This is a genomic window from Devosia crocina, from assembly GCF_900116545.1.
Lineage (GTDB): Bacteria > Pseudomonadota > Alphaproteobacteria > Rhizobiales > Devosiaceae > Devosia > Devosia crocina.
Map to the genome: position 1 here is coordinate 251,118 of NZ_FPCK01000001.1, position 20,610 is coordinate 271,727.

Sequence of the window (20,610 nt, forward strand, 5' to 3'; positions counted from 1 at the left end):
CTTCGCGCCCGGTTTGCTTTCAAGGAATTCCGATGTCCAATACGACTTCGACTCTGCCAGCCGGCCAGGCGACAGCGCCCCGGGACAAGCGGCGTTTCTCCATCGACTCCATCGCCCTTGCCGCGCCCGGCGGGCTGTTCCTCATCGTCCTGCTCGCCATCCCGACCCTGTCGCTGATTGGCTTGAGCTTCCAGGGTATGGACGGCGCCTTCTCGCTCTCAATCTATGAGCAGATGTTCGGCGCCAAGATCTATATCGACGTCCTCGTTAACACATTCTCCATCGCCTTCCAGGCGACCGTGCTCTGCCTCGTTTTCGGATATCCGGTGGCCTATTGGCTGTCGCGCCTTGAAAACCGGCCGCGCCGCTTTGCCATGTGGTTCGTGCTGCTGCCGTTCTGGACCGGCGCTCTTCTCAAGAATTTTTCTTGGATCGTGCTGCTGGCCCGCAATGGCATTGCCAATTCCGTGCTCCAGTCCATGGGCATGGAAGCCCCGGCCGATCTGCTCTATCAGCGCACCACCGTCATCTTCGCCGTTGCCCATACCATGATGCCGCTGGCCATCATGACCATGCTGCCCTCCATGCTGGCCGTTGACCGCACGCTGGTGCCGGCCTCGCGCACGCTCGGCTCCAAGCCGATGCAGTCCTTCTGGCGTGTGTTTTTCCCGCTTTCCATGCCGGGTGCCACCGCTGCCGGGCTCCTGGTCTTCGTCAGCGCCATTGGCTTCTTCATCACCCCGCAATTGCTGGGTGGACCGCGTGACACCGTGATCGGGCAATTGCTGATCCAGCAGGTGACGCAGATGCTCAACTGGCGCCTCGCCGGGGCCATTGCCACCATGCTGTTGGCCGTGACGCTGATCTTTGTGCTGCTTTACGATCGCGTCTTCGGTATTTCCTCGGTTACCGGAGGCGCCTCGGCAAAACTCTCCTCCGGTCCAGTACGCGACTTCGGCCACCGGGTGCTCAACCTCATCGCCATGATCGCCACTGCCATCTCGGAAGCCTTTGCCAAGGTTCTCGGCGGCTATCGTTTCGGCTGGCTGCTGCCCACCGTCGCCATCATCACCGTTCTGGTGCTGCTCATCCCGGTGGTTGCCTTCATCCCTATGGCCTTCGGGGAGTCGAGCTTCCTTGAATTCCCGCCACGCGGGCTGTCGTTCCGCTGGATGGAAACCTACCTGACCTCGCCGGTCTGGACCGACGCCACGTTGCGCTCCTTCTACATCGCGCTGGCCTGCGCCGTGCTCACAGCCTTCATCGCCGGTCTGGGCGGCTACGGCGTGGCGCGCAGCAATGGCAAGTTGGGCAGCATCGCCTTCATGGGCTTCATGCTGCCCATGATCGTGCCTAACATCGTCATCGCCGTGTCTCTGGCCTATTTCTTCGCCAATATCGGCCTGCTCGCCACCGACATCGGCATCATTTTGGGCCACACGGTCGTGTCGCTGCCCGTGGTGTTCATAATCGTCCTGACGACCTTCAAGGCGCATGACTGGCGGCTTGATCAGGCGGCTGCCACTCTTGGGGCCAACCGCTTCCAGGTGCTCCGCCACATCACCCTGCCGATGTGCCAGGGTGGTCTCATCGCCGGCTTCCTCTTCGGGTTCCTGCATTCCTTCGACGAGCTGACCATCGCCATGTTCGTTGGTGGCGGCCTGCGCCAGACCCTGCCCAAGCAGATGTGGGACGACGTCATCCTGTCGGTCAGCCCCACCCTGGCTGCGGCCTCGCTGGTCGTCCTCCTCGTCGTCACCGTCCTTTTCGTCCTCGCCGAAGTGGCGCGCCCGCGCGCCTGACCGAGAGAGCAAACATCAGATGTCCAACATGTCCAACCCAACCACCAAGCTCTCCATCCGGGGGCTCAGCAAGACCTACAACAAGACCGTGGCGCTGCAGCCTGTCGATCTTGAGGTCAAGACCGGCGAACTGCTGACCCTGCTCGGGCCGTCCGGCTCCGGCAAGACCACGTTGCTGCAATTGATCAGCGGTCTCGTCGATGTCACCACCGGCAACCTCGTCATCGATGGTGTCGACCAGACGGACGCCCCGGTGCATCAGCGCGACATCGGCGTGGTGTTCCAGAGCTATGCGCTCTTTCCCCACCTGACCGTGCGCGAGAACATCGCCTTTCCGCTGCAGATGCGGAAGGTGCCGGCCGACGAGATCAAGACCCGCGTCGACGACGCATTGGCCATGGTCGGCCTGGCCCATGCCGGCGACCGTTCGCCGCGTGCGCTCTCGGGCGGTCAGCAGCAACGTGTCGCCCTGGCCCGTTGCCTCGTCTATCGTCCCAGCGTCATCCTCATGGACGAACCGCTCGGCGCGCTCGACCGCAAGCTGCGCGAAGTCATGCAGGACGAGATCAAGCGCATTCACCGCGAGACCGGCGCGACCATCATCTTTGTCACCCATGATCAGGAAGAAGCCCTGGCGCTTTCCGATCGCATCTGCCTGATGAACAACGGCCAGATCGAACAGGTGGGTACGCCGCGGGAAATGTACGAAGCGCCGCAATCAGTCTTTGTCGCCGACTTCATCGGCGTCTCCAACATCTTTTCGGGCACTGTAGAAAACGGCCAGCTCAGGACCGATGCCGGCCTGCTGCCGCTCTCCGCCGATGCGCCGGCCGAGACCTGCGCTGTCATGATCCGCCCCGAAGATGTGATCCTTAACGGCACCGCCAGCTGGGCTCTCAAGGGTACGGTCGTGGAAAGCACCTATGCCGGTTCGGAGACCCGCGTGACCATCGCGCTTGACGGCGACAAGTCGCTGATAGTGCGCCGCCCGGCCAAGTCCGAGGATATGGCGCGCGGTCTCGCCGTGACTGTCAGCTGGGATCAGGCCCACGCCCGCTACCTGACCAAATAAGTCATCCCAGTCCGCCGGGACGCATCCCGGCGGATTTTCTTGTCCAGACCAATCGGGATCAGCACTTGACTAACGGCCGTCGGAGAGACACCAAAAAGGGCAATGCGTGGTCTGGACCGATGCCCCTACGATTCACCCTGAGGCAGCTCGAGTATTTTGTTGCGGTCGGCGAGGCCGGCAGCATTGCCAAGGCGGCCGAGCAGGTCAATGTCTCGCCACCCTCCATCTCCGCCTCCATCGCCCAGCTCGAGGCCGAATTCGGCATCCAGCTTTTTGTGCGCCGCCATTCCCATGGCCTGTCACTGACGGCCGGGGGCAGATTGTTCTTCAAGGAAGCGGCCAAGCTTCTCGCCGACGCCGATGCCCTGCACGACATTGCCGGCGACATCGCCAATGTGGTGCGTGGGCCGCTGGCGATCGGCTGTCTTCTGACCTTCGCGCAGATCGTCATGCCCTCGCTGCGCCGCAGCTTCGAGGATGCCTATCCCGACGTGCGTATCCGCCAGCACGAGATCAACCAGGGTCAACTGCTCGACATGCTGCACCAGGGTGAGATCGACCTGGCGCTGACCTATGATCTCGAACTCTCTCAGGATGTCGATTTCGAGCCGCTGATGCAGCTGCCGGCCTATGTCATGCTGCCCGAGGGCCATGTGCTTGCCGGTCGCGACAAGGTGACGCCAGAGGAACTGGTGGACGAACAGATGGTTCTGCTCGATCTGCCCTATAGTCGCGAATATTTCCTTTCGGCCTTCGGCCAGAAGGGGCTTCGTCCACGCATTGCCGAGCGCACCGGCGATATCGCCGTTATGAGGTCCATGGTCGCCAACGGCTTTGGCTACGGCATTGCCAATATGCGGCCACTCAACTCCGCGTCCCCCGATGGCAAGCCGCTCAGTTTCGTGCGCCTCGACGGCCTCCGGCCCCTCGCCATGGGGGTTGCCCTGCCACATTCTGATCACCGCACACACACAGTGACCGAATTCATCGAGCACGCCCGCCGATATCTGGTTGAGCAGACGGTGTTCCGCAGTTCGATCTCGCCCTGACCCAGCCGTACAATATCTGCCAGACAAGTTTGCTAACGTGAGTTTGCGAGAGTTACGGGACGCAGAGCTACACGGCTTGGTGGTATACACTGGCTACCAGAGTGGAGCTTGATGTGATCACGGCTATGACACCGCGGTTCCTGTGCAACCCCGAGGTGCGTGATGGATGCGAGCCAGCCAACTCATCGGCGGCGTTTCTGCTTTCTGCGAACGTCAACCGACATCCGCAGTCAGCTTCCCTGAAGAATTTCGGCTGCCGATAGGCGCCCAAAAGTTCGGGTAGGCTTAATGAGTTGGAGTTGCAGCTGCGTAACAAGACGCCGAAGCGGCGGGTGGAGGCCAAACTTAGGCAGGACCGAACTGATGCGACCCACTCCAACCAGCTCTGGGCCATGGACTTCGTGCATGACAAACTGGCCACCGGTCGAAAACTGCGCATCCTAACCATCGTCGATACCCACTCCCGCTATGCGCGGGCGACAGATCCGCGATTCAGCTATCGCGGTGAAGAGGTCATGCAGGCGCCCGAACGGGTCTGCGGGGAAGTGGGCTATCCGAAGATGATCCGGATGGACAAAGGCGCCGAGTTCATCTCCCGCGACCTCGATCTCTGGGCCTATCAGCGGGATGTGATCTTGGACTTCTCCCGGCCCGGTAAGCGCACCGACAATGGGTATATCGAGTCGTTCAAGGGCAAGTTCCGGGCCGAGTGTTGAACCAGCACTGGTTTCTGAGCCTTACCGACGCCGGCCAGAAAATGGAGGAATGGCGTCGAGACTACAACAAGGTCCGGCCCCACAGCGCCATCGGCACCAAACCACCGATATTGCTCATACCTTCAAGCGTGTAGATGACCTCTGCCCCCCCCATCCATCATGCCCTCAGTGACTACAATATTTTCGTCGACAATCATGTGGCCATTTCACACCCATCATTTAAGATTCGTAGTTAGCGGTCACCCAAGTGCCGGTGGGTTTGCGTCGCATCACCCGAAAAATGGTCGTGAGGCTACGCAGCGAAATCCGTCGTTGAGATAGGGTCGGATTCTCCCTGACCAGTCTTTCCGCATGCCTTCGGCAAGAAGGTGGGATACCGAATTGCTAATGGTGGGACCTACAACGACGGCAATCTACCAGCCCGGCATTGACGCGCGTCCGCCTTGGGAGTATTTCCAGCCTCAGGACATCTCGCCCTAACGCGAGACGCATAGGCCTGGGAGGGCCGCTGAAGAATGGCTGATACGCCCCAAACCGCACCGGCGGTAAAACCGGCTAACCCCAATTTTTCGTCGGGCCCTTGTGCCAAGCGTCCTGGCTGGACGATCGAAGCGCTCAGCGGCGCTCTCACCGGCCGCTCGCATCGCGCCAAGCCTGCCAAGGCACGCATCCAGCAGGCGATCGACCTGACCCGCGAACTCCTCGAAGTTCCTGCAGATTACCGCATCGGCATTGTGCCTGCCTCCGATACCGGAGCGGTTGAAATGTTTCTCTGGAGCGCGCTCGGCGCCCGCGGGGTCGACATGCTGGCCTGGGAATCGTTCGGCGCTGGCTGGGTCACCGACGTGCAAAAGCAGCTCAAGCTCCCCGACGTCCGCGTTCTCGACGCCCCCTATGGCCAATTGCCGGACCTGAGCCAGGTCGACTTCGGTCGCGACGTCGTTTTCACCTGGAATGGCACCACCTCGGGCGTTCGCGTTCCCAATGCGGACTGGATCCCGGCAGACCGCCAGGGCCTGACCATTTGCGATGCGACCTCGGCCGCCTTTGCGCAAAACCTCGATTTCGCCAAGCTCGATGTTGTGACCTTCTCCTGGCAGAAGTCACTCGGCGGGGAAGCTGCGCACGGCGTTCTGATCCTGTCGCCGCGTGCAGTCGAACGGCTCGAGAGCTTCAAGCCCGATCGTCCGCTGCCCAAGATTTTCCGTCTGACCAAGGGCGGCAAGCTGATCGAGGGCATCTTCAAGGCCGAGACCATCAATACCGTTTCGATGATCTGCATCGAAGACGCGGTCGATGCCATGCAATGGGGTGTCGAGATCGGTGGGCTGACCGCCATGCAGGCGCGCGCCGATGCCAATTATAAGGTGCTGGCCGATTGGGTTGCAAAGAGCGACTGGGTGGATTTCCTCGCCCAGAACGAAGCCGAGCGGTCCAACACATCGGTCTGCCTCGTCATCTCCGATCCGGCCGTTGCCGCGCTCGATGCCGATGCGCAAGCGGCCTTTGCCAAGGCGATTGTGTCGCGCCTCGACAAGGAAGGCGTCGCCTATGACATCGGCCATTATCGCGACGCGCCATCGGGCCTGCGCATCTGGGCCGGCTCGACTGTCGAAGCCTCTGATCTTGCCGCGCTGACGCCCTGGCTCGACTGGGCCTTCGCCCAGGAAAAAGCCGCGCTCAAGGCTGCTGCTTAAGACGTAAACACCCCCACCAAACCTCCCCCTCCAGAAGGGGGAAGGGCAGATCGAGTTTGTTTAAATATCAAAGCGCACTCGGAGCCATCCCTCCCCCTTTTGCAGGGGGAGGCTAGGTGGGGGTTCTCACGATACACTCGAATTCCAGGGACCATCCCAAAATGCCAAAAGTTCTCGTTTCCGATAAGCTTTCGCCTACTGCCGTTCAGATCTTCAAGGACAACGGCGTCGAAGTCGACTACCTGCCCGATCTCGGCAAGGACAAGGACAAGTTCTTCGAGGCCATTGGCCAGTATGATGGCCTTGCCATCCGCTCGGCTTCCAAGGTGACCGAAAAGATCATCGCTGCCGCGACCAATCTCAAGGTCATCGGCCGGGCCGGCATCGGTGTCGACAATGTCGATATTCCTGCCGCGACCAAGAAGGGCATCATCGTGATGAACACGCCCTTTGGCAATTCGATCACGACGGCCGAGCATGCCATCGCCATGATGTTTGCGCTGGCTCGTCAGCTGCCGGAGGCCGACGCTTCGACCCGCGCCAGCAAGTGGGAAAAGAACCGCTTCATGGGTGTCGAGGTTACCAACAAGACGCTGGGCCTGATCGGGGCTGGTAATATCGGCTCGATCGTTGCCGATCGTGCGCTTGGTCTCAAGATGAAGGTCGTAGCCTTCGATCCGTTCCTAACGCCGGAACGCGCCCAGACCATGGGTGTCGAAAAGGTCGAGCTCGATGACCTCCTCGCGCGCGCCGATTTCATCACGCTTCATACCCCGCTGATCGATGCAACGCGCAACATCCTCAACGCCGAAACCCTGGCCAAGACCAAGAAGGGCGTTCGCATCATCAACTGCGCGCGCGGTGGCCTGATCGACGAAGAGGCCCTCTACAACGCACTCAAATCCGGCCAGGTCGCGGGCGCTGCCCTCGACGTGTTCCTGGTCGAGCCGGCGGAAAACAATCCGCTCTTTGACCTGCCCAACGTCATCTGCACGCCGCACCTTGGCGCTTCGACCACCGAGGCCCAGGAAAACGTCGCGCTCCAGGTCGCCGAACAGATTTCGGCTTACCTGATGACCGGCGAGATCACCAATGCGCTGAACTTCCCCTCGATTTCGGCCGAAGAAGCCCCGATCATCACGCCGTGGGTGAAGCTTGCCGAAGCGCTCGGGTCATTTGCCGGTCAGTTGACCGAAACCGGCATCAAGGACATCCAGATCGAGTTTGAAGGCACCCCCGCCGGTCTCAATACCCGTCCAATGGTTGCAGCCGCAATCAATGGCGTGCTCAAGCCTTCGCTTGGTGACATCAACATGGTTTCGGCCCCGCAGATCGCCAAGGATCGCGGGATCACCGTCGAGACCACGACCCGCGACCAGCAGGGCGCCTATGAAGGCTATATCCGCTTGACCATCACCACCGAGCGCCAGACCCGGGCCGTTGCCGGCACGATCTTTGCCAATGGCAAGTCGCGCATCATCCAGGTCAAGGACATCAACATGGAAGCCGAACTCAGCCCGTCCATGCTCTATGTCACCAACGAGGACAAGCCGGGCCATATCGGACGCCTCGGCACATTGCTTGGCACGCTCGGCATCAATATCGCTAACTTCAACCTCGGCCGCGCCGATGTCGGCGGCGATGCGATCGCGCTCGTTTCCATCGATGGTACGCTGACCGACGAACAGCTGGCGGAAATCGCAGCACTCGAAGGCGTCAAGCAGGCCAAGGCCATTCGGTTCTGATCAATCAGATCAACAAGACGTTCGACCCCGCCGATCTCCTCGGCGGGGTTATTTATTTGGCCTTTCGCCGGGCGGCCCACTCCGCCAGCACGATCCCGGACACAATGATCGCTGCCGCGATGAAATGATAAGCCTCAAGGCTTTCCCCAAGGATTATGACCGAGCCCAACGTCCCGAATACCGGAATGAGGTTGTGGCTCGGCGCGGCGCGGTTGGCGCCGACCAGTTCCACGCCGCGTGCGTAAGCGACCTGGCTGAACATGGACGGGAAAATCGCGACATAGGCGATCACAATCCAGACGGTGGGAGACATGTCGGCAAGGCTCGACACCGTCCCCAATCCACCGCCGAACAGCGCCAGCATAACGATGGCGGCGGTCGCGGCCCCGAAGAACGACACGGCCATGAACGAGAACATGTGCACCTTGGGGCGGAAGCGCAGCGCCAGGGTATAGCTGGTGTAGGCCAGACAGGCGAGGATGACGAAACCGTCGCCCAGGTTCACGTCCATGCGCATGAGACGCAACGGATCGCCATGGGTAGCGGTCAGGATGACGCCAAAGATCGCGAGCAGCACGCCTACGATCTGGATCGGGGTCGCGCGCACCTTGAAGAACAAAAAATTCGCACCCAGAATCAGCATGGGTAGCGAAGCCTGTTCGATCGCCGAATTGACCGCTGTGGTCATGGTCAGGCCGATATAAAGAAAGGCGTTGAAGAACGCATAGCCGACGATGCCGAACGCCATCAGCACGGGCCAGGTGCGGCGCACCTCGCGCCAATCCCGGCGCAGATGCGGATAGGAAAAAGGCAGGATGAACGCCGTTGCCAGCACGCATCGGCAGGCTAGGAGCAGGAAGGGGTTGATTTCCCCCACGACCAGCTTGGCCGCCACCACATTGCCACCCCAGAAAAGCGGCGCCAGAACCAGTAAAAGATAGGGTTGATCCAGAATTCCGGCGGTTATGCCGCGCTTTTCGGTCGGATGCGGCTTTGTCATCTTGGTCAGGGTGATGTAAGGACAATCGGACTTAGCAGTTATTCGGTCGCAATCAAACCCATAGGGGCGGCCGGAGGACTTAAGGTCCGTGACTGGGGTAGGTGTTGCCACCCGCCGGCTCGATCTCTTCGCGCCGGCTTTTGGCGCGCTTTGATTTGAGGAAGACTGGACTATGGCGAATGTGGTTGTCGTCGGCTCGCAGTGGGGCGACGAGGGCAAGGGCAAGATCGTGGATTGGCTTTCGGAGCGCGCCGACGTTGTCGTGCGCTTCCATGGCGGTCACAATGCCGGCCATACGCTGGTGATCGACGGGGTGAGCTACAAGCTCGCGCTGCTGCCGTCGGGCCTCGTCCAGGGCAAGCTCTCGGTCATCGGCAACGGTGTCGTGGTCGATCCGCACCATTTCGTTCAGGAAATGGAAAAGCTGCGCGGGCAGGGCGTCAAGATCACGCCCGAAATCCTGCGTATCGCCGACAATGCCCCCCTGATCCTGTCGCTCCATCGCGAGCTTGATGGCATTCGCGAAGACGCCAATTCCGGCCTCAAGATCGGCACCACCCGCCGTGGCATTGGCCCCGCCTATGAAGACAAGGTCGGCCGCCGCGCAATCCGGCTTATCGATCTATCCGAGCCCGATACGCTCATGCCCAAGATCGAGCGCTTGCTGGCGCATCACAACGCGCTGCGCCGCGGCATCGGTCTTGCCGAGATTGAAGCCAACACGATTTATGAAGAGCTGACCTCCATCGCGGGTGAAATCCTGCCCTTCATGGACCAGGTCTGGCGCGTATTGGACGACAAGCGCCGCGAAGGCGCGCGGATCCTCTTTGAAGGGGCCCAGGGCGCCCTTCTCGACAACGATCACGGCACCTATCCCTTTGTGACTTCCTCCAATACCGTCGCCGGCCAGGCTGCCGCCGGTTCGGGCCTCGGGCCAACCGCGATCGGTTATGTGCTGGGTATCACCAAGGCCTATACGACCCGCGTCGGCGAGGGGCCATTTCCCTGCGAACTCGACGACGAAATCGGCAATCACCTCGCAACGGTCGGCCGCGAAGTCGGCGTCAATACGGGCCGCCCGCGCCGCTGCGGCTGGTTCGACGCCGTTCTCGTGCGCCAGACTGTCAAGACCTCGGGAATTACCGGCATTGCCTTGACCAAGCTCGACGTGCTCGACGGGCTCAAGGAGATCAAGGTCTGCGTCGGCTATGAGCTTGATGGATCACGCATTGATTATTTGCCCGCCTCAATGGGGGCACAAGCGCGCGTTAAGCCAATCTATGAGACCCTCGAGGGCTGGTCGGAAACCACTGCCGGAGCGCGCAGCTGGGCCGAATTGCCGGCGCAGGCCGTCAAATATGTGCGCTATATCGAAGAGCTGATCGGAGCACCTGTGGCCCTGTTGTCCACCAGTCCCGAGCGTGCCGACACGATCCTTGTGGTTGACCCGTTTCAAGACTGATAAATTTTGTTAAAACACGTCGCTGCAATTGTGAGTACCCAGTAGCCAATGGCGGATTACAAGGAGCTGTTGCGCCGAGCGATCTCGGCGCTGCCGGAGAACAACGGAGCTGCGCGACGCGCGGTTTACGAAAAGGCGCGTTCGGCTCTGGTCGGGCAGCTTCGGGCTATCCAGCCCCCGCTGCCCGCCCGCGAGATCACGCAACATCGCCTGCAGCTCGAAGATTGCATCCGCCAGGTCGAACAGGAAGCAAGCGAAGCCGTCATCAATCTGGGACGCGATAGCCTGTTTTCCGGACGCTCCGCGCCGAGCACCCCAGCAGAAAGCGTGGAGCCGAAGCCTCAGGCGCCAGAACCTGAAGCTCCGGTGCCGCCGCCGGCTGCCCCTGTAGCTGCCCCGGCCGAAGCGCCGGAAGCCGAAGAGGACGTCGAGCCCGAGCCGCAGCCGTCGCCTTTGGCTAAGCCTATTGCTGCGCCTCCTCCCCCCGCCAATCCGCTCTCGATCGAAGAGATCATTTCCGAAGCGGCGACCACGAGAGGGGTCAAGGTCGAACGCGTGGATGCTGCCGAGCCACGCCGTCCCAACGAGGCCGATGGGGATTCGGACGAGTTCGTGCCGCCCGCCGAGCCGGTGCCGCTCAAGCGCCCGAGTCTCCAGCCAAGACGCGACAGCAATTTCGGTATTTCCGGCGCCGCCAGCCCCGCCTATTCCGGCACCCCGATCATCACGCGGGTCGAGCCGGCAATCGGCGCAACTGCCCTGGCGCGGCAGCCCGAGAACGAGGTTCAGCTCGATCCGGTGGAGCCGCCTGTGGAAGCGGCTTTGTCAAGCGTGCGCGAGGTCGAGGTCGACAATGACGAGGCCCGGGAAGCCGAGGGCTTCATTGAACGGGCCATCGAAACGCTTGACCGGGAAGCACGTGGCGAAACCACCGAGACGCTGCCGGAAAGCAAGCCTTTCCCCGCCGGCGTCATTCCCCCTGAGGCCGAGGACAATTCCGATCCTGCCGCCTTCGACACTGCCGATGGCGAGCGCCGATCCGGCGCAGGTATGACCATCTTCCTGATCGTCTTTGCGCTGCTTCTGGCCGGCGCCGGCGGCGCCGGCTTCTGGGCATGGCGAGAAGGCTATGTCGATCTCGACCAGATGTTCGGCCAGGCTGATGTGCCGGCCGTCACACAGACCGCCGACACGCCGGTTTCTTCTCCGCAGCCCGACAATCCCGCTGATCCTGATTCGACCGGACCGGGGAACACCGCCACGACTGGTACGACCGAGCCGACAACCGCAATCGAAGGTATCGATCTCGACGATCGTCTGGAGCCGACACCCGAAGCGGTGACCCCTTCGGGCAACGGGCCGGTTCTGCCGTCGCTCAATGGTGGCGAGCCCAAGACCGAGGAGCGTCTTTCCGGCGCCGAAACGAGCATCGCTGCAGTCAACGATCCCGCCAATAGCGTCGATCCCGATGTTTTGGCCGGCAGCCAGTCCCTGCTTCTGGAAGCCTCCGCCGATGGACGCACCGGCGCTGTTCCTTTCTCGGGAACGGTGGAATGGACCCGGGGTGAGGACGAGCTCGGCCTGCCCACCCTTGTGGGTGAAGCCAGCATCCCCGCGCGCAACCTCAATGTTCAGCTCACCATCCGCAAGAATGGCGACCCCAGCCTTCCGGCCAGCCATCTGGTGGAAGTCAGCTTCGATGTGAACGACACCTTTGTCGGCGGCTCGATCTCCAGTCTACCGGGCATTCTTCTCAAGAACGAAGAGCTGGTTCCTGGCGAACCGCTCGCCGGCGCCTCGGCGCGGGTTCTGGGTAACAGCTTCCTGTTCGCCTTGAGCGCGTCCCCTGATCAGCAGGCCTCCAATGTCCGGTTGCTTGAATCGCGTCGCTGGCTCGATCTTGCCATCGTTTACGGAACAGGTCGCAACGCCATCCTGACCCTTGAAAAGGATCAGGAAGCGCAGGGCCTGTTCTCCGAAGTCTTCACGGCCTGGGCCGAATAGAGAAGGCTAGCCCGCCTCCTCCAACGTGCCTCCCGCCAGAAGGTAACGCCGCTCCGCAAGGGCGGCGACATCGTCTGCATGGTGGCTGACCAGCACCGTGTGCCAGCCCTGCCTGCGCGTCAGTTCCAGCACCAGTGCGCGGATCGCGTGTCGCGTCTCGTCGTCGAGCGCGGAAAACGGTTCATCAAGAAGCAGCACCGGCCGGTCGCGCAAAAGCGTCCGCGCAAGGGCAACCCGCTGCTTTTGCCCGCCGGACAGGGTCGAAGCGACCTGATCGACATTGGCGGAAAGTCCCACCTGGTCCAGCACCGCGCCGACCATGCTCCGTCCCTCGGCCTTTGCCGTCCTCTTGGGCAAGCCGAGCGCAACATTGTCGGCTGCACTCAGGTGGTCAAAAAGATTATCCGATTGCAGCAGCAGCGAGACCGGTCGCCGCTCGGGCGGCAAAGCCAGCAGATCCTCTCCGTCAAGCGTGAGCGAGCCGCTTTGAGGCCGAAGGAACCCAGCCAGGAGATCGAGCAGGGTCGATTTCCCCGAGCCGCTGGCGCCCGAAATGGCCGTGACCGCGCCTTTATTCGCGGTGAAGCTGAAACGGTATTCGCCCGTCGCGCCGGGATAGGCAAAGTGCAGGCGATCAGCGGTAAGCATGGGATAGTCTTTCGAAAAGGCGCGGCAGGCCCACAAAGGCGATAATTGTGCCGATCAGCAGGATGGCTGCGATGACGGCCGCGTCGTTGCTGCGATAGGCACCCAGGGCGCGGAACATCATCAGCGGCAGCGTCTGAAAATCCTGCGTGCCGAAAAGGGCGATGACGCCGAGGTCCCCAAGCGAAAAGCAGAAGGCGAGCGCAAGCATCAGGCCGATATCGCGCCCGAGCAGGGGATATTCCACGCGCCAGAATTGCTGCCAGCCGGAAATGCCCAGCGAGCGCACGAGCTTGCCACGGGTTCGTGCAATTGCATCGAGCGGTGGCCCCAGCGTTGCCACTGCAAATGGCAGCGACAGGAGGCTGTTGGCCAGAATAACCACATAGGGTGCAGCAGTGTCGGTCCTGACGCCCAGAGAACGCACGAGCAGAAAAAAGCCGAGCGACAGCACGACGGCAGGCACGGCCAGATAGGCATAACCTGGCGTTCCAAGCAGCGTGCGCGATGCCCGGCTCCCTGTGGCAGCCCGGCCCAGCCCCAGCGCCAGCGCCAGGAACAGGGTGAGAAGCGCAGAAGCGGCGCCGATACCAATGCTGGTCCATAGAGCTGCCCAGAAGCTGGGATTGCCAAAAATGCGGCCGAGCCCACCGGCCATGCCATCGAACAGGACGGACAACAGCGGCAGCACGAAACCAATCGTCGCGACGGCCAGAACCGAAGCCTGAAGAAACCGCGCAAGGGCGCCATCGCGCCATTGAGGTTCTGCCGAGCGCGCATAGGGCGCCACCACTGTTGCCCCAGAAGAGGCAAGCACGATCACCAGCGCGCAGATCCCGATCTGGGTGAGCGCCAGCCGTACGGCCCCCACGAGGTCGAAGTCGAGCCGCACGGCCGAGTAGATGGCGACCTCAAGCGTCTGATTGGCAGGTCCGCCACCGAGCAACAGGACGATGGGGAAACTGGTGAAAGCGAGAAGAAAGATGATTGCTCCAAGCCCCGGCAGGCTCAAGCTCATGGCCGGCCAATCGATCAAGGCAAAGCGCTGTGTGGCCGAAAGCCCAAGCGACTGACCCACCTTGAGCCGTGCCGGAGCGATCGCATCGAGCCGGGCCAGCAAGATGCGGGCAGCGAAGGCACCATCGAGGATGACATGGGCCAGCAGGATGCCCGGCAAGCCGAAGATCGATCCACTAACCGAAATTCCAAACAGGGCTTCGCTCGCCTGGTTGATCCAGCCATTGCGTCCCCAGATCGAGAGCAGCCCAAAGGCGACCACCATGCCGGGGGTAACAATGGCAGCGGCAAAAAGCCCGACAAGGAGATCACGGCCCCAAAAGCGCAGGCGATTGAGCGCCCAGGCGAGCGCCATGCCGACCAGCAGCGACAGCACCGTCGTCAGGCCGGCCTGTATGCTGGTCATGCGCAGGAGATGGGGAATATCGACCCGCGAACTGCCGCCAGCATCGGTGGCGGCGGCAAGAATGGACCAGAGAACGGCAGCGATGAGGCCGGCAATGGCAAGCGCAAGGGTCGCGGAAACGCCGATGCGAAGAGGGCGGCGTGGCAGGGTCAGCATCTGACACCCCCCACCCAACCTCCCCCTGTCCGGGGAAGGAGTAGGCGCCTCTGTTTGGCTCGGTCTCCTATGAGAGACCGAGCCATCCCACCCCCTAGGAGGGGCAGGCTTGGTAGGCGAAGCTTTTGCACTACTGCACCGCGGCCAGCATCTCGTCGATCCACGCCGATGAATTGGCTTGGATTTCCTCATCGCTCAGCGTCAATGTTTTTTGCGGCTGCGGCAGGCCGGCAAAGGCTGGGTCAAGTTCGGCTCCAAGATCGACCACTGGGAACATCCAGTTAGTCGTGGGGATGATCTTTTGTCCTTCGGGCGAGGCGAACCAGGCAAGAAACTGCTGGGCCAGCTCCTGCTGGTCGGAGGACTTGAGAATGCCGGCTACCTCGATCTGCGGATAGTGCCCCTCCTCGAAGAGCGCCGCCTTGATCGTATCGTCACCCTCGTCGATGATGTGATAAGCGGGCGAGGTGGTATAGGAAAGCACCATATCCGCTTCCCCATCGAGAAAGAGCGCATAGCTTTCGCTCCAGTCCCGTGTCACCGTCAGGATATGCGGCTTCAGCCCTTCCCAGATTTCCCCGGCGCGATCGCCATAGGCAGCCTTGATCCAGAGAACGAGGCCAAAGCCGGGCGTTGCCGAACGCGGGTCCTGCACCACGATCTTGACGTCGTCGGGCAGGGCGATCAGCTCTTCGAAGCTCCTGGGCGGCGTCGCGGTCTTGTCCGTGTCATACATGAAGGCGAAGTGCGAATAGTCGAACGGCACGAACTGGCTGTCCGTCCAAGCCTCGGGCAGCGTCAGCCCCTCGAGCGAAAGACCGTGATCGGCAAAAAGACCGGTGGCCCGAGCCTCGCCCGCAATGGCGGTATCAAGGCCTACGATCAGGTCTGCGTCGGTGGTGTCGCCTTCAAGCTGGACCCGCCGCAGCGTGCCGATCGAGGAGTCCGCTGCCACCCAGTTGAGCGTGCAGTTGCAGATGGGCTCGAAGGCGGCCGAAAGCTGCGGGCCGGGGCCCCATTCGGCGGCGAAGCCATCATATGTGTAAATGGTGAGGGTGGGCGTATCCTGCGCGAGGGCAGGGACGGCAGACAATCCAACGAGGACCGCAAGCGCACTGGACAGGGACTTGACCACAAGGTCTTCCTTCAACGGTTGCGGCCATGTGTGAAGGGGCAGTCAATGGCGAGGACGCATCGAGACGCTCTTGCCATCTCGAACTTCCTCCGCCAGCATGACCTGGTTCAGGTTCAATGGGTAACTCTCAGCTCCGGCACAGACCGGAACACCCCAGCGAGACGACCCGGACCTTATTGAGAGAAATGTGACAGTGCAAGCGTCTTCGGAAAGCGGTGGCAGCGACCTGCCGCTGGTCTTTGATCGGCCTCTGGCCATAGTGGGGGGAGGGGTGGTCGAAACCGAACTGCTGCAGGATCTCGCCCAGCGGGGCCTTGCCCTCGTTGCAGCCGATGGTGGGGCAGACGCAGTAGCCCGGGCCGGGCTGGTGCCTGAGGCTATCCTGGGGGATCTCGATTCGCTCACCGATCGCGCCGGTTGGGAAGAGCGGACACGCGTCATCCACATCCCCGAACAGATCACCACCGATTTCCAGAAGGCGCTTTATTCAACCAGCGCCGCGGTGACCCTTGCCCTGGGCATGACGGGCAAGCGCCTCGATCACACGCTCGCTGCCCTGAGCGCCGTGCTGCAATATGCGCCGAGCCGCCGCATTCTGCTGGTTGACGAGGTCGATGTCGCGCTGGCCGTGACCGGCTGCATCGCTTTCGAGGCCATGCCGGGGGAAAGAGTATCCATTCACCCGCTTCTGCCCATCCGCTTTCGCCGCTCAAGCGGGCTCCTTTATCCTATGGACGACCTGCTGCTGGAGCCGGGCGGGTTGATCGGCACGTCCAACCAGGCGACGGGCGAAGAGATTGTCGTCGAACCCGAGGACGACACGCCCTGGCTCCTGATCCTTGGCCGGGAGCGGCTATGGGACCTCGTTGACGCCACGTAAGAGGCGCGGCACGAACAGCAGTTGACGCGCCAGCTTGAGGCAGAGACACTGTCTCATCCTTTTTCCTTTGTCGGACGTCCTATGCCTATCCTCAACCGCATTGCCGAATTTCATGATGAGATTACCGCCTGGAGGCGGGATCTGCATCAGCATCCGGAAGTGCTGTTCGATGTGCACCGGACGGCGGGGGTCGTCGCCGAAAAGCTGCGCGCCTTTGGCGTCGACGAGGTGGTCACCGGGCTCGGACGCACCGGTGTTGTCGGCATCATCAACGGCAAGAGCAACAGAAGCGGCAAGACCATTGGCCTCCGCGCCGATATGGATGCGCTCACCGTGACCGAAAAGACCGGCGCGGCCTATGCGTCTTCCATCCTCGGGAAGATGCATGCCTGTGGTCATGACGGGCACACCGCCATGCTGCTCGGCGCTGCCAGATATCTAGCCGAAACGCGCAATTTCGATGGACGCGTGGCGCTGATCTTCCAGCCCGCCGAAGAGGGTGGCGGTGGCGGCAAAGTGATGCTCGACGATGGCCTCGTGGAAAAATTCGACATCTCCGAATTCTACGGCATGCACAACTGGCCCGGCATGCCGCTGGGGCATTTCGGCATTCGCGTGGGCGGCATCATGGCGGCGACAGACCGGTTCTACATCACCATTACCGGTCAGGGCGGCCATGCCGCTCGCCCGCAGCAGACCGTTGATCCGATCATCGTTGCAACGCAGATGGTCACCGCGCTGCAGACCATCGTATCGCGCAATCTCGACCCGCTGGACAATGCGGTGCTCAGCGTTACCATGATCGAGGCAGGCGAGGCCGACAACGTCATCTCCCAGACCGCCAAAATCACCGGCACGGTTCGCACACTCGATGGAAAGGTGCAGGATTTCATCGAACAGCGGCTCAACGAGATCGTGCCGCAATTTGCCCAAAGCTTTGGCGCCAGCGCTACCATCCGTTATGCCCGCGGATATCCGGTGACGGTCAATTCGGAGGCGGAAACCCAGTTTGCTGCCGATGTCGCGACCGAGATCGTGGGTGCCGATCGGGTGGATCGGGATACGGCCCCTTCAATGGGCGGCGAAGATTTCTCATTCATGCTCAATGCGCGGCCGGGCGCCTATATCTTTCTCGGCAACGGGGCGTCATCGGAGCTGCATACCGATACCTACGACTTCAACGACGAGGCAATCCCGGTGGGCGCCAGCTACTGGGTCCGTCTGGCCGAGAAAAAGCTCGCTGCCGGTTGATTCCCCGCCAAAACAAAACCCCCGCACACCGGCTGGCATGCGGGGGTTGATAGAGCAGGCGATCCCGCCTAATGCGCGTGTGCGGCTTCCTTAACTGCTTCCTGCACCTTCTCGAAGGCACGGACCTCGATCTGGCGAATGCGTTCGCGGCTCACCTCATATTGCTGAGCCAATTCCTCGAGCGTTGCCGGATTGTCCTGCAGGCGGCGAGCCTGGAAGATGGCGCGCTCGCGTTCATTGAGCACATCCATGGCCTGGTTGAGCATGCCCATGCGCTCGTCGAACTCCTGGGTTTCGCCCAGGCTCGTTTCCTGGTCCGGCGTGTCATCGACCAGCCAGTCCTGCCATTCTGACGATCCCTCATCCGCCCGCATGGGCGAATTAAGCGAGGCGTCGCCCGAAAGCCGCGAGTTCATCTGCACAACGTCTTCTTCGGTCACCTTGAGCGTGGTGGCGATTTGCTTGATCTGGTCGGGATGAAGGCTCCCATCCTCGAGCGCGGCGATCTGCCCCTTCACCTTCCGCAGGTTGAAGAACAGGCGCTTCTGCGCAGCGGTGGTGCCGATTTTCACAAGGCTCCACGAGCGCAGCACATATTCCTGAATGGCCGCACGGATCCACCACATGGCGTAGGTTGCAAGACGGAAACCCTTTTCCGGCTCGAACCGCTTGACCGCGTGCATGAGCCCGACATTGCCTTCCGAGATCACTTCGGAAATCGGCAGGCCATAGCCGCGATATCCCATGGCGATCTTGGCAACGAGCCGCAGGTGGCTGGTGATCAGCTTCTGGGCAGCACCAGGGTCGGCGTGCTCCTTGTAGCGCTTGGCCAGCATATATTCTTCATCGGGTTCCAGCATGGGAAACCGGCGGATTTCTTGCAGATAACGGGAAAGGCCACCCTCCGAAGAGAGAATGGGCAAATTGGTCTGGGCCATAGTCGCACCCCCTTTCTTATCCCCCGCATGGCGCGGGCGGAACTGCCTCCTCCTGTCCACACGGCACAGGCAGAGGCGCACCGCATATATAGGCGGCAGTTTGGCGAATTTAAGAGGCAGGAACCCAACCAAACGTTACAAATTGGAAAGGGTTCCGACCAGTTTTCAACTGTCACAAGCAATACGCGCCACGCCATCATCCGGTTCAATCAAGGACCGGTGAACAACCCGTGCTAACGCGCAAAAGCCTTGTCAAAGGGGGCGAGCGCATCTTCGAGCGCCTGCAGATCGGCTGGCAGATCGGCCTCAAACATCATCTCTTCGCCGCTCGAGGGATGCTCGAAGCCAAGCTCGGCGGCGTGGAGGGCCTGGCGTCCAAGTCCGCGCACCGCCGCGCCCAGTTCGGCGGGCAATCGATTGACCTTGGTGGCAAAGCCCGAGGCATAGACCTGATCGGCGACGAGCGGGTGGCCGATATGGGCCATGTGCACGCGAATCTGGTGGGTGCGCCCGGTTTCGAGCTGACACTGGATGCGGGTAATGTCCCAGCCATCCTCGCCATAGCGAGCTTCCACCGCATAATGGGTGATGGCTTCGCGCCCATCTTTGCGCACGGCCTGTTTCAGGCGGTTGCCGGGATCGCGGCCGAGCGGAGCGTCCACGGTGCCTGCCGCGCTTTGCGTCGTGCCCCAGGCAAAGGCGGTATAGGAACGGTGAAGTGGTCCGGTGCGACCATGATCGGCGAATTGTTCGGACAGGTGCCGATGCGCCTTTTCGGTTTTGGCGGCCACCATCACCCCTGATGTATCGCGATCGAGCCGGTGCACGATACCAGGTCGCTTGACCCCGCCGATCCCCTTCAGGCTGTCGCCGCAATGAAAGATCAGCGCATTGACCAGCGTGCCATTGGGCGAGCCCGGGGCAGGGTGCACCACCATGCCCACAGGCTTGTTGATCACGATCAGGTCGTCGTCCTCATAAAGGATGTCGAGCGGGATATCTTCCGCCTCCGGCTCGGGATCTTCGGGGGGTGGGGCGAGAAGGACGATTGTCTCGCCGGTCTTGAGCCGGTATTTGGGTTCACTGACGGTCTTGCCGTCGATGGAGACGGCGCCGCCCAGGATCAGATCCTTGATGCGGTTGCGGCTGAGCACATCATGTGCTTTGGCGAGCATGGCATCGAGCCTGCCGCCGGCTGTGGTTTCATCGACAGCAAGCTCGATCGGCTCGCCCTCGAATTCGAAATCGGTATCGTCCGCCATGAGTGATCCTGACAAGTCCGGCAATATGCCTCCACAAGACGAGAGGGAACTCTCGCCCGAGGCCGCTGCCGCTATTGGAAAGGCACGCCGCTCGGCGGGCTTCGCCATGGGCATCATGTTGCTCGGCTTTATGGCGGTTGGATTAGCGATTGTCTATCGCGTCATGCGCGACGCGCCGCCACCGACCATCGCGGCTGAAGTCGTCATTCCGCCGGGCGCCGATGTTGTTTCGGCGCTCAGCGTTGATGGCACCATTCAGGTGACCTATCGCGCCGGCGGCGCCATTCTGCTCTCGGTCTTTGATGCGGGAACGGGCGAATTGCGCCAGACCAGCGAGATCGCGGTTCGTTAATGCCCCCTCATCCGGTGCTGC

16 protein-coding genes, 1 pseudogene and 1 riboswitch are annotated in these 20,610 nt (G+C 61.7%); of the genes and pseudogenes, 11 read left to right on the top strand and 6 right to left on the bottom strand.

The features are described from left to right. The first annotated feature begins 32 nt into the window (after positions 1–32). The 6 genes and pseudogenes from BM364_RS01145 to serA all read left to right on the top strand — a co-directional run bounded on the left by BM364_RS01145 (position 33) and on the right by serA (position 8,081). On the top strand, positions 33–1,802 hold the full coding sequence (locus BM364_RS01145) for an ABC transporter permease subunit (RefSeq protein WP_092419770.1): 1,770 nt from the start codon (positions 33–35) through the stop codon (positions 1,800–1,802). A gap of 19 nt (positions 1,803–1,821) precedes the next feature. Continuing rightward, the gene (locus tag BM364_RS01150; protein WP_092419772.1) at positions 1,822–2,874 is read left to right on the top strand and encodes an ABC transporter ATP-binding protein; all 1,053 of its coding nucleotides are present in this window, start codon (positions 1,822–1,824) and stop codon (positions 2,872–2,874) included. 119 nt (positions 2,875–2,993) lie between these two features. Next, the gene (locus BM364_RS01155) at positions 2,994–3,923 is read left to right on the top strand and encodes a LysR family transcriptional regulator (protein ID WP_092419775.1); all 930 of its coding nucleotides are present in this window, start codon (positions 2,994–2,996) and stop codon (positions 3,921–3,923) included. Between the two features lie 290 nt (positions 3,924–4,213). After that, a pseudogene (locus BM364_RS01160) lies at positions 4,214–4,773 on the top strand (integrase core domain-containing protein); the annotation flags it as partial. Between the two features lie 381 nt (positions 4,774–5,154). Beyond that, the gene (locus BM364_RS01170) at positions 5,155–6,336 is read left to right on the top strand and encodes a phosphoserine transaminase (RefSeq protein WP_092419785.1); all 1,182 of its coding nucleotides are present in this window, start codon (positions 5,155–5,157) and stop codon (positions 6,334–6,336) included. A 161-nt stretch (positions 6,337–6,497) separates the two neighbouring features. Next, on the top strand, positions 6,498–8,081 hold the full coding sequence (gene serA / locus BM364_RS01175) for a phosphoglycerate dehydrogenase (RefSeq protein WP_092419788.1): 1,584 nt from the start codon (positions 6,498–6,500) through the stop codon (positions 8,079–8,081). 52 nt (positions 8,082–8,133) lie between these two features. On the opposite strand, the gene BM364_RS01180 is transcribed toward serA, so the two are convergent. Next, on the bottom strand, positions 8,134–9,081 hold the full coding sequence (locus BM364_RS01180) for a DMT family transporter (protein WP_092419790.1): 948 nt from the start codon (positions 9,079–9,081) through the stop codon (positions 8,134–8,136). 172 nt (positions 9,082–9,253) lie between these two features. On the opposite strand from BM364_RS01180, the gene BM364_RS01185 reads away from it, so the two are divergent. Beyond that, positions 9,254–10,543 carry an adenylosuccinate synthase gene (locus BM364_RS01185; RefSeq protein ID WP_092419793.1) on the top strand — a complete coding sequence of 430 codons (1,290 nt, stop codon included), beginning with the start codon at positions 9,254–9,256 and terminating at the stop codon, positions 10,541–10,543. Between the two features lie 48 nt (positions 10,544–10,591). Next, a complete protein-coding gene (locus BM364_RS01190; protein WP_092419796.1) occupies positions 10,592–12,547 on the top strand; it encodes a hypothetical protein in 1,956 nt (651 codons plus the stop codon). Between the two features lie 6 nt (positions 12,548–12,553). Here the strand turns inward: BM364_RS01190 and BM364_RS01195 are convergent, their stop codons facing one another. The 3 genes from BM364_RS01195 to thiB all read right to left on the bottom strand — a co-directional run bounded on the left by BM364_RS01195 (position 12,554) and on the right by thiB (position 15,906). Further along, positions 12,554–13,195 carry an ATP-binding cassette domain-containing protein gene (locus BM364_RS01195; RefSeq protein WP_092419799.1) on the bottom strand — a complete coding sequence of 214 codons (642 nt, stop codon included), beginning with the start codon at positions 13,193–13,195 and terminating at the stop codon, positions 12,554–12,556. Further along, positions 13,182–14,771 carry an ABC transporter permease family protein gene (locus BM364_RS01200; protein WP_092419802.1) on the bottom strand — a complete coding sequence of 530 codons (1,590 nt, stop codon included), beginning with the start codon at positions 14,769–14,771 and terminating at the stop codon, positions 13,182–13,184. The genes BM364_RS01195 and BM364_RS01200 overlap by 14 nt, the downstream gene beginning before the upstream one ends. 130 nt (positions 14,772–14,901) lie before the next feature. After that, positions 14,902–15,906, bottom strand: coding sequence for a thiamine ABC transporter substrate binding subunit (thiB, locus tag BM364_RS01205; protein WP_092423726.1), 1,005 nt, complete (start codon positions 15,904–15,906; stop codon positions 14,902–14,904). A gap of 67 nt (positions 15,907–15,973) precedes the next feature. Beyond that, positions 15,974–16,072, bottom strand: a riboswitch (TPP riboswitch). Between the two features lie 21 nt (positions 16,073–16,093). Here thiB and BM364_RS01210 point away from each other — a divergent pair. Beyond that, a complete protein-coding gene (locus BM364_RS01210; RefSeq protein ID WP_175528414.1) occupies positions 16,094–16,786 on the top strand; it encodes a thiamine diphosphokinase in 693 nt (230 codons plus the stop codon). A gap of 81 nt (positions 16,787–16,867) precedes the next feature. After that, a complete protein-coding gene (locus tag BM364_RS01215; RefSeq protein ID WP_092419805.1) occupies positions 16,868–18,037 on the top strand; it encodes a M20 aminoacylase family protein in 1,170 nt (389 codons plus the stop codon). Between the two features lie 68 nt (positions 18,038–18,105). Here BM364_RS01215 and rpoH read toward each other — a convergent pair whose 3' ends face one another. Then, the gene (gene rpoH / locus BM364_RS01220; RefSeq protein ID WP_092419808.1) at positions 18,106–18,975 is read right to left on the bottom strand and encodes an RNA polymerase sigma factor RpoH; all 870 of its coding nucleotides are present in this window, start codon (positions 18,973–18,975) and stop codon (positions 18,106–18,108) included. A 233-nt stretch (positions 18,976–19,208) separates the two neighbouring features. Beyond that, positions 19,209–20,237 carry an RluA family pseudouridine synthase gene (locus tag BM364_RS01225; RefSeq protein WP_092419811.1) on the bottom strand — a complete coding sequence of 343 codons (1,029 nt, stop codon included), beginning with the start codon at positions 20,235–20,237 and terminating at the stop codon, positions 19,209–19,211. Here BM364_RS01225 and BM364_RS01230 point away from each other — a divergent pair. Then, a complete protein-coding gene (locus BM364_RS01230; RefSeq protein WP_092419814.1) occupies positions 20,236–20,589 on the top strand; it encodes a DUF6476 family protein in 354 nt (117 codons plus the stop codon). The genes BM364_RS01225 and BM364_RS01230 overlap by 2 nt on opposite strands. Positions 20,590–20,610: the final 21 nt, after the last annotated feature.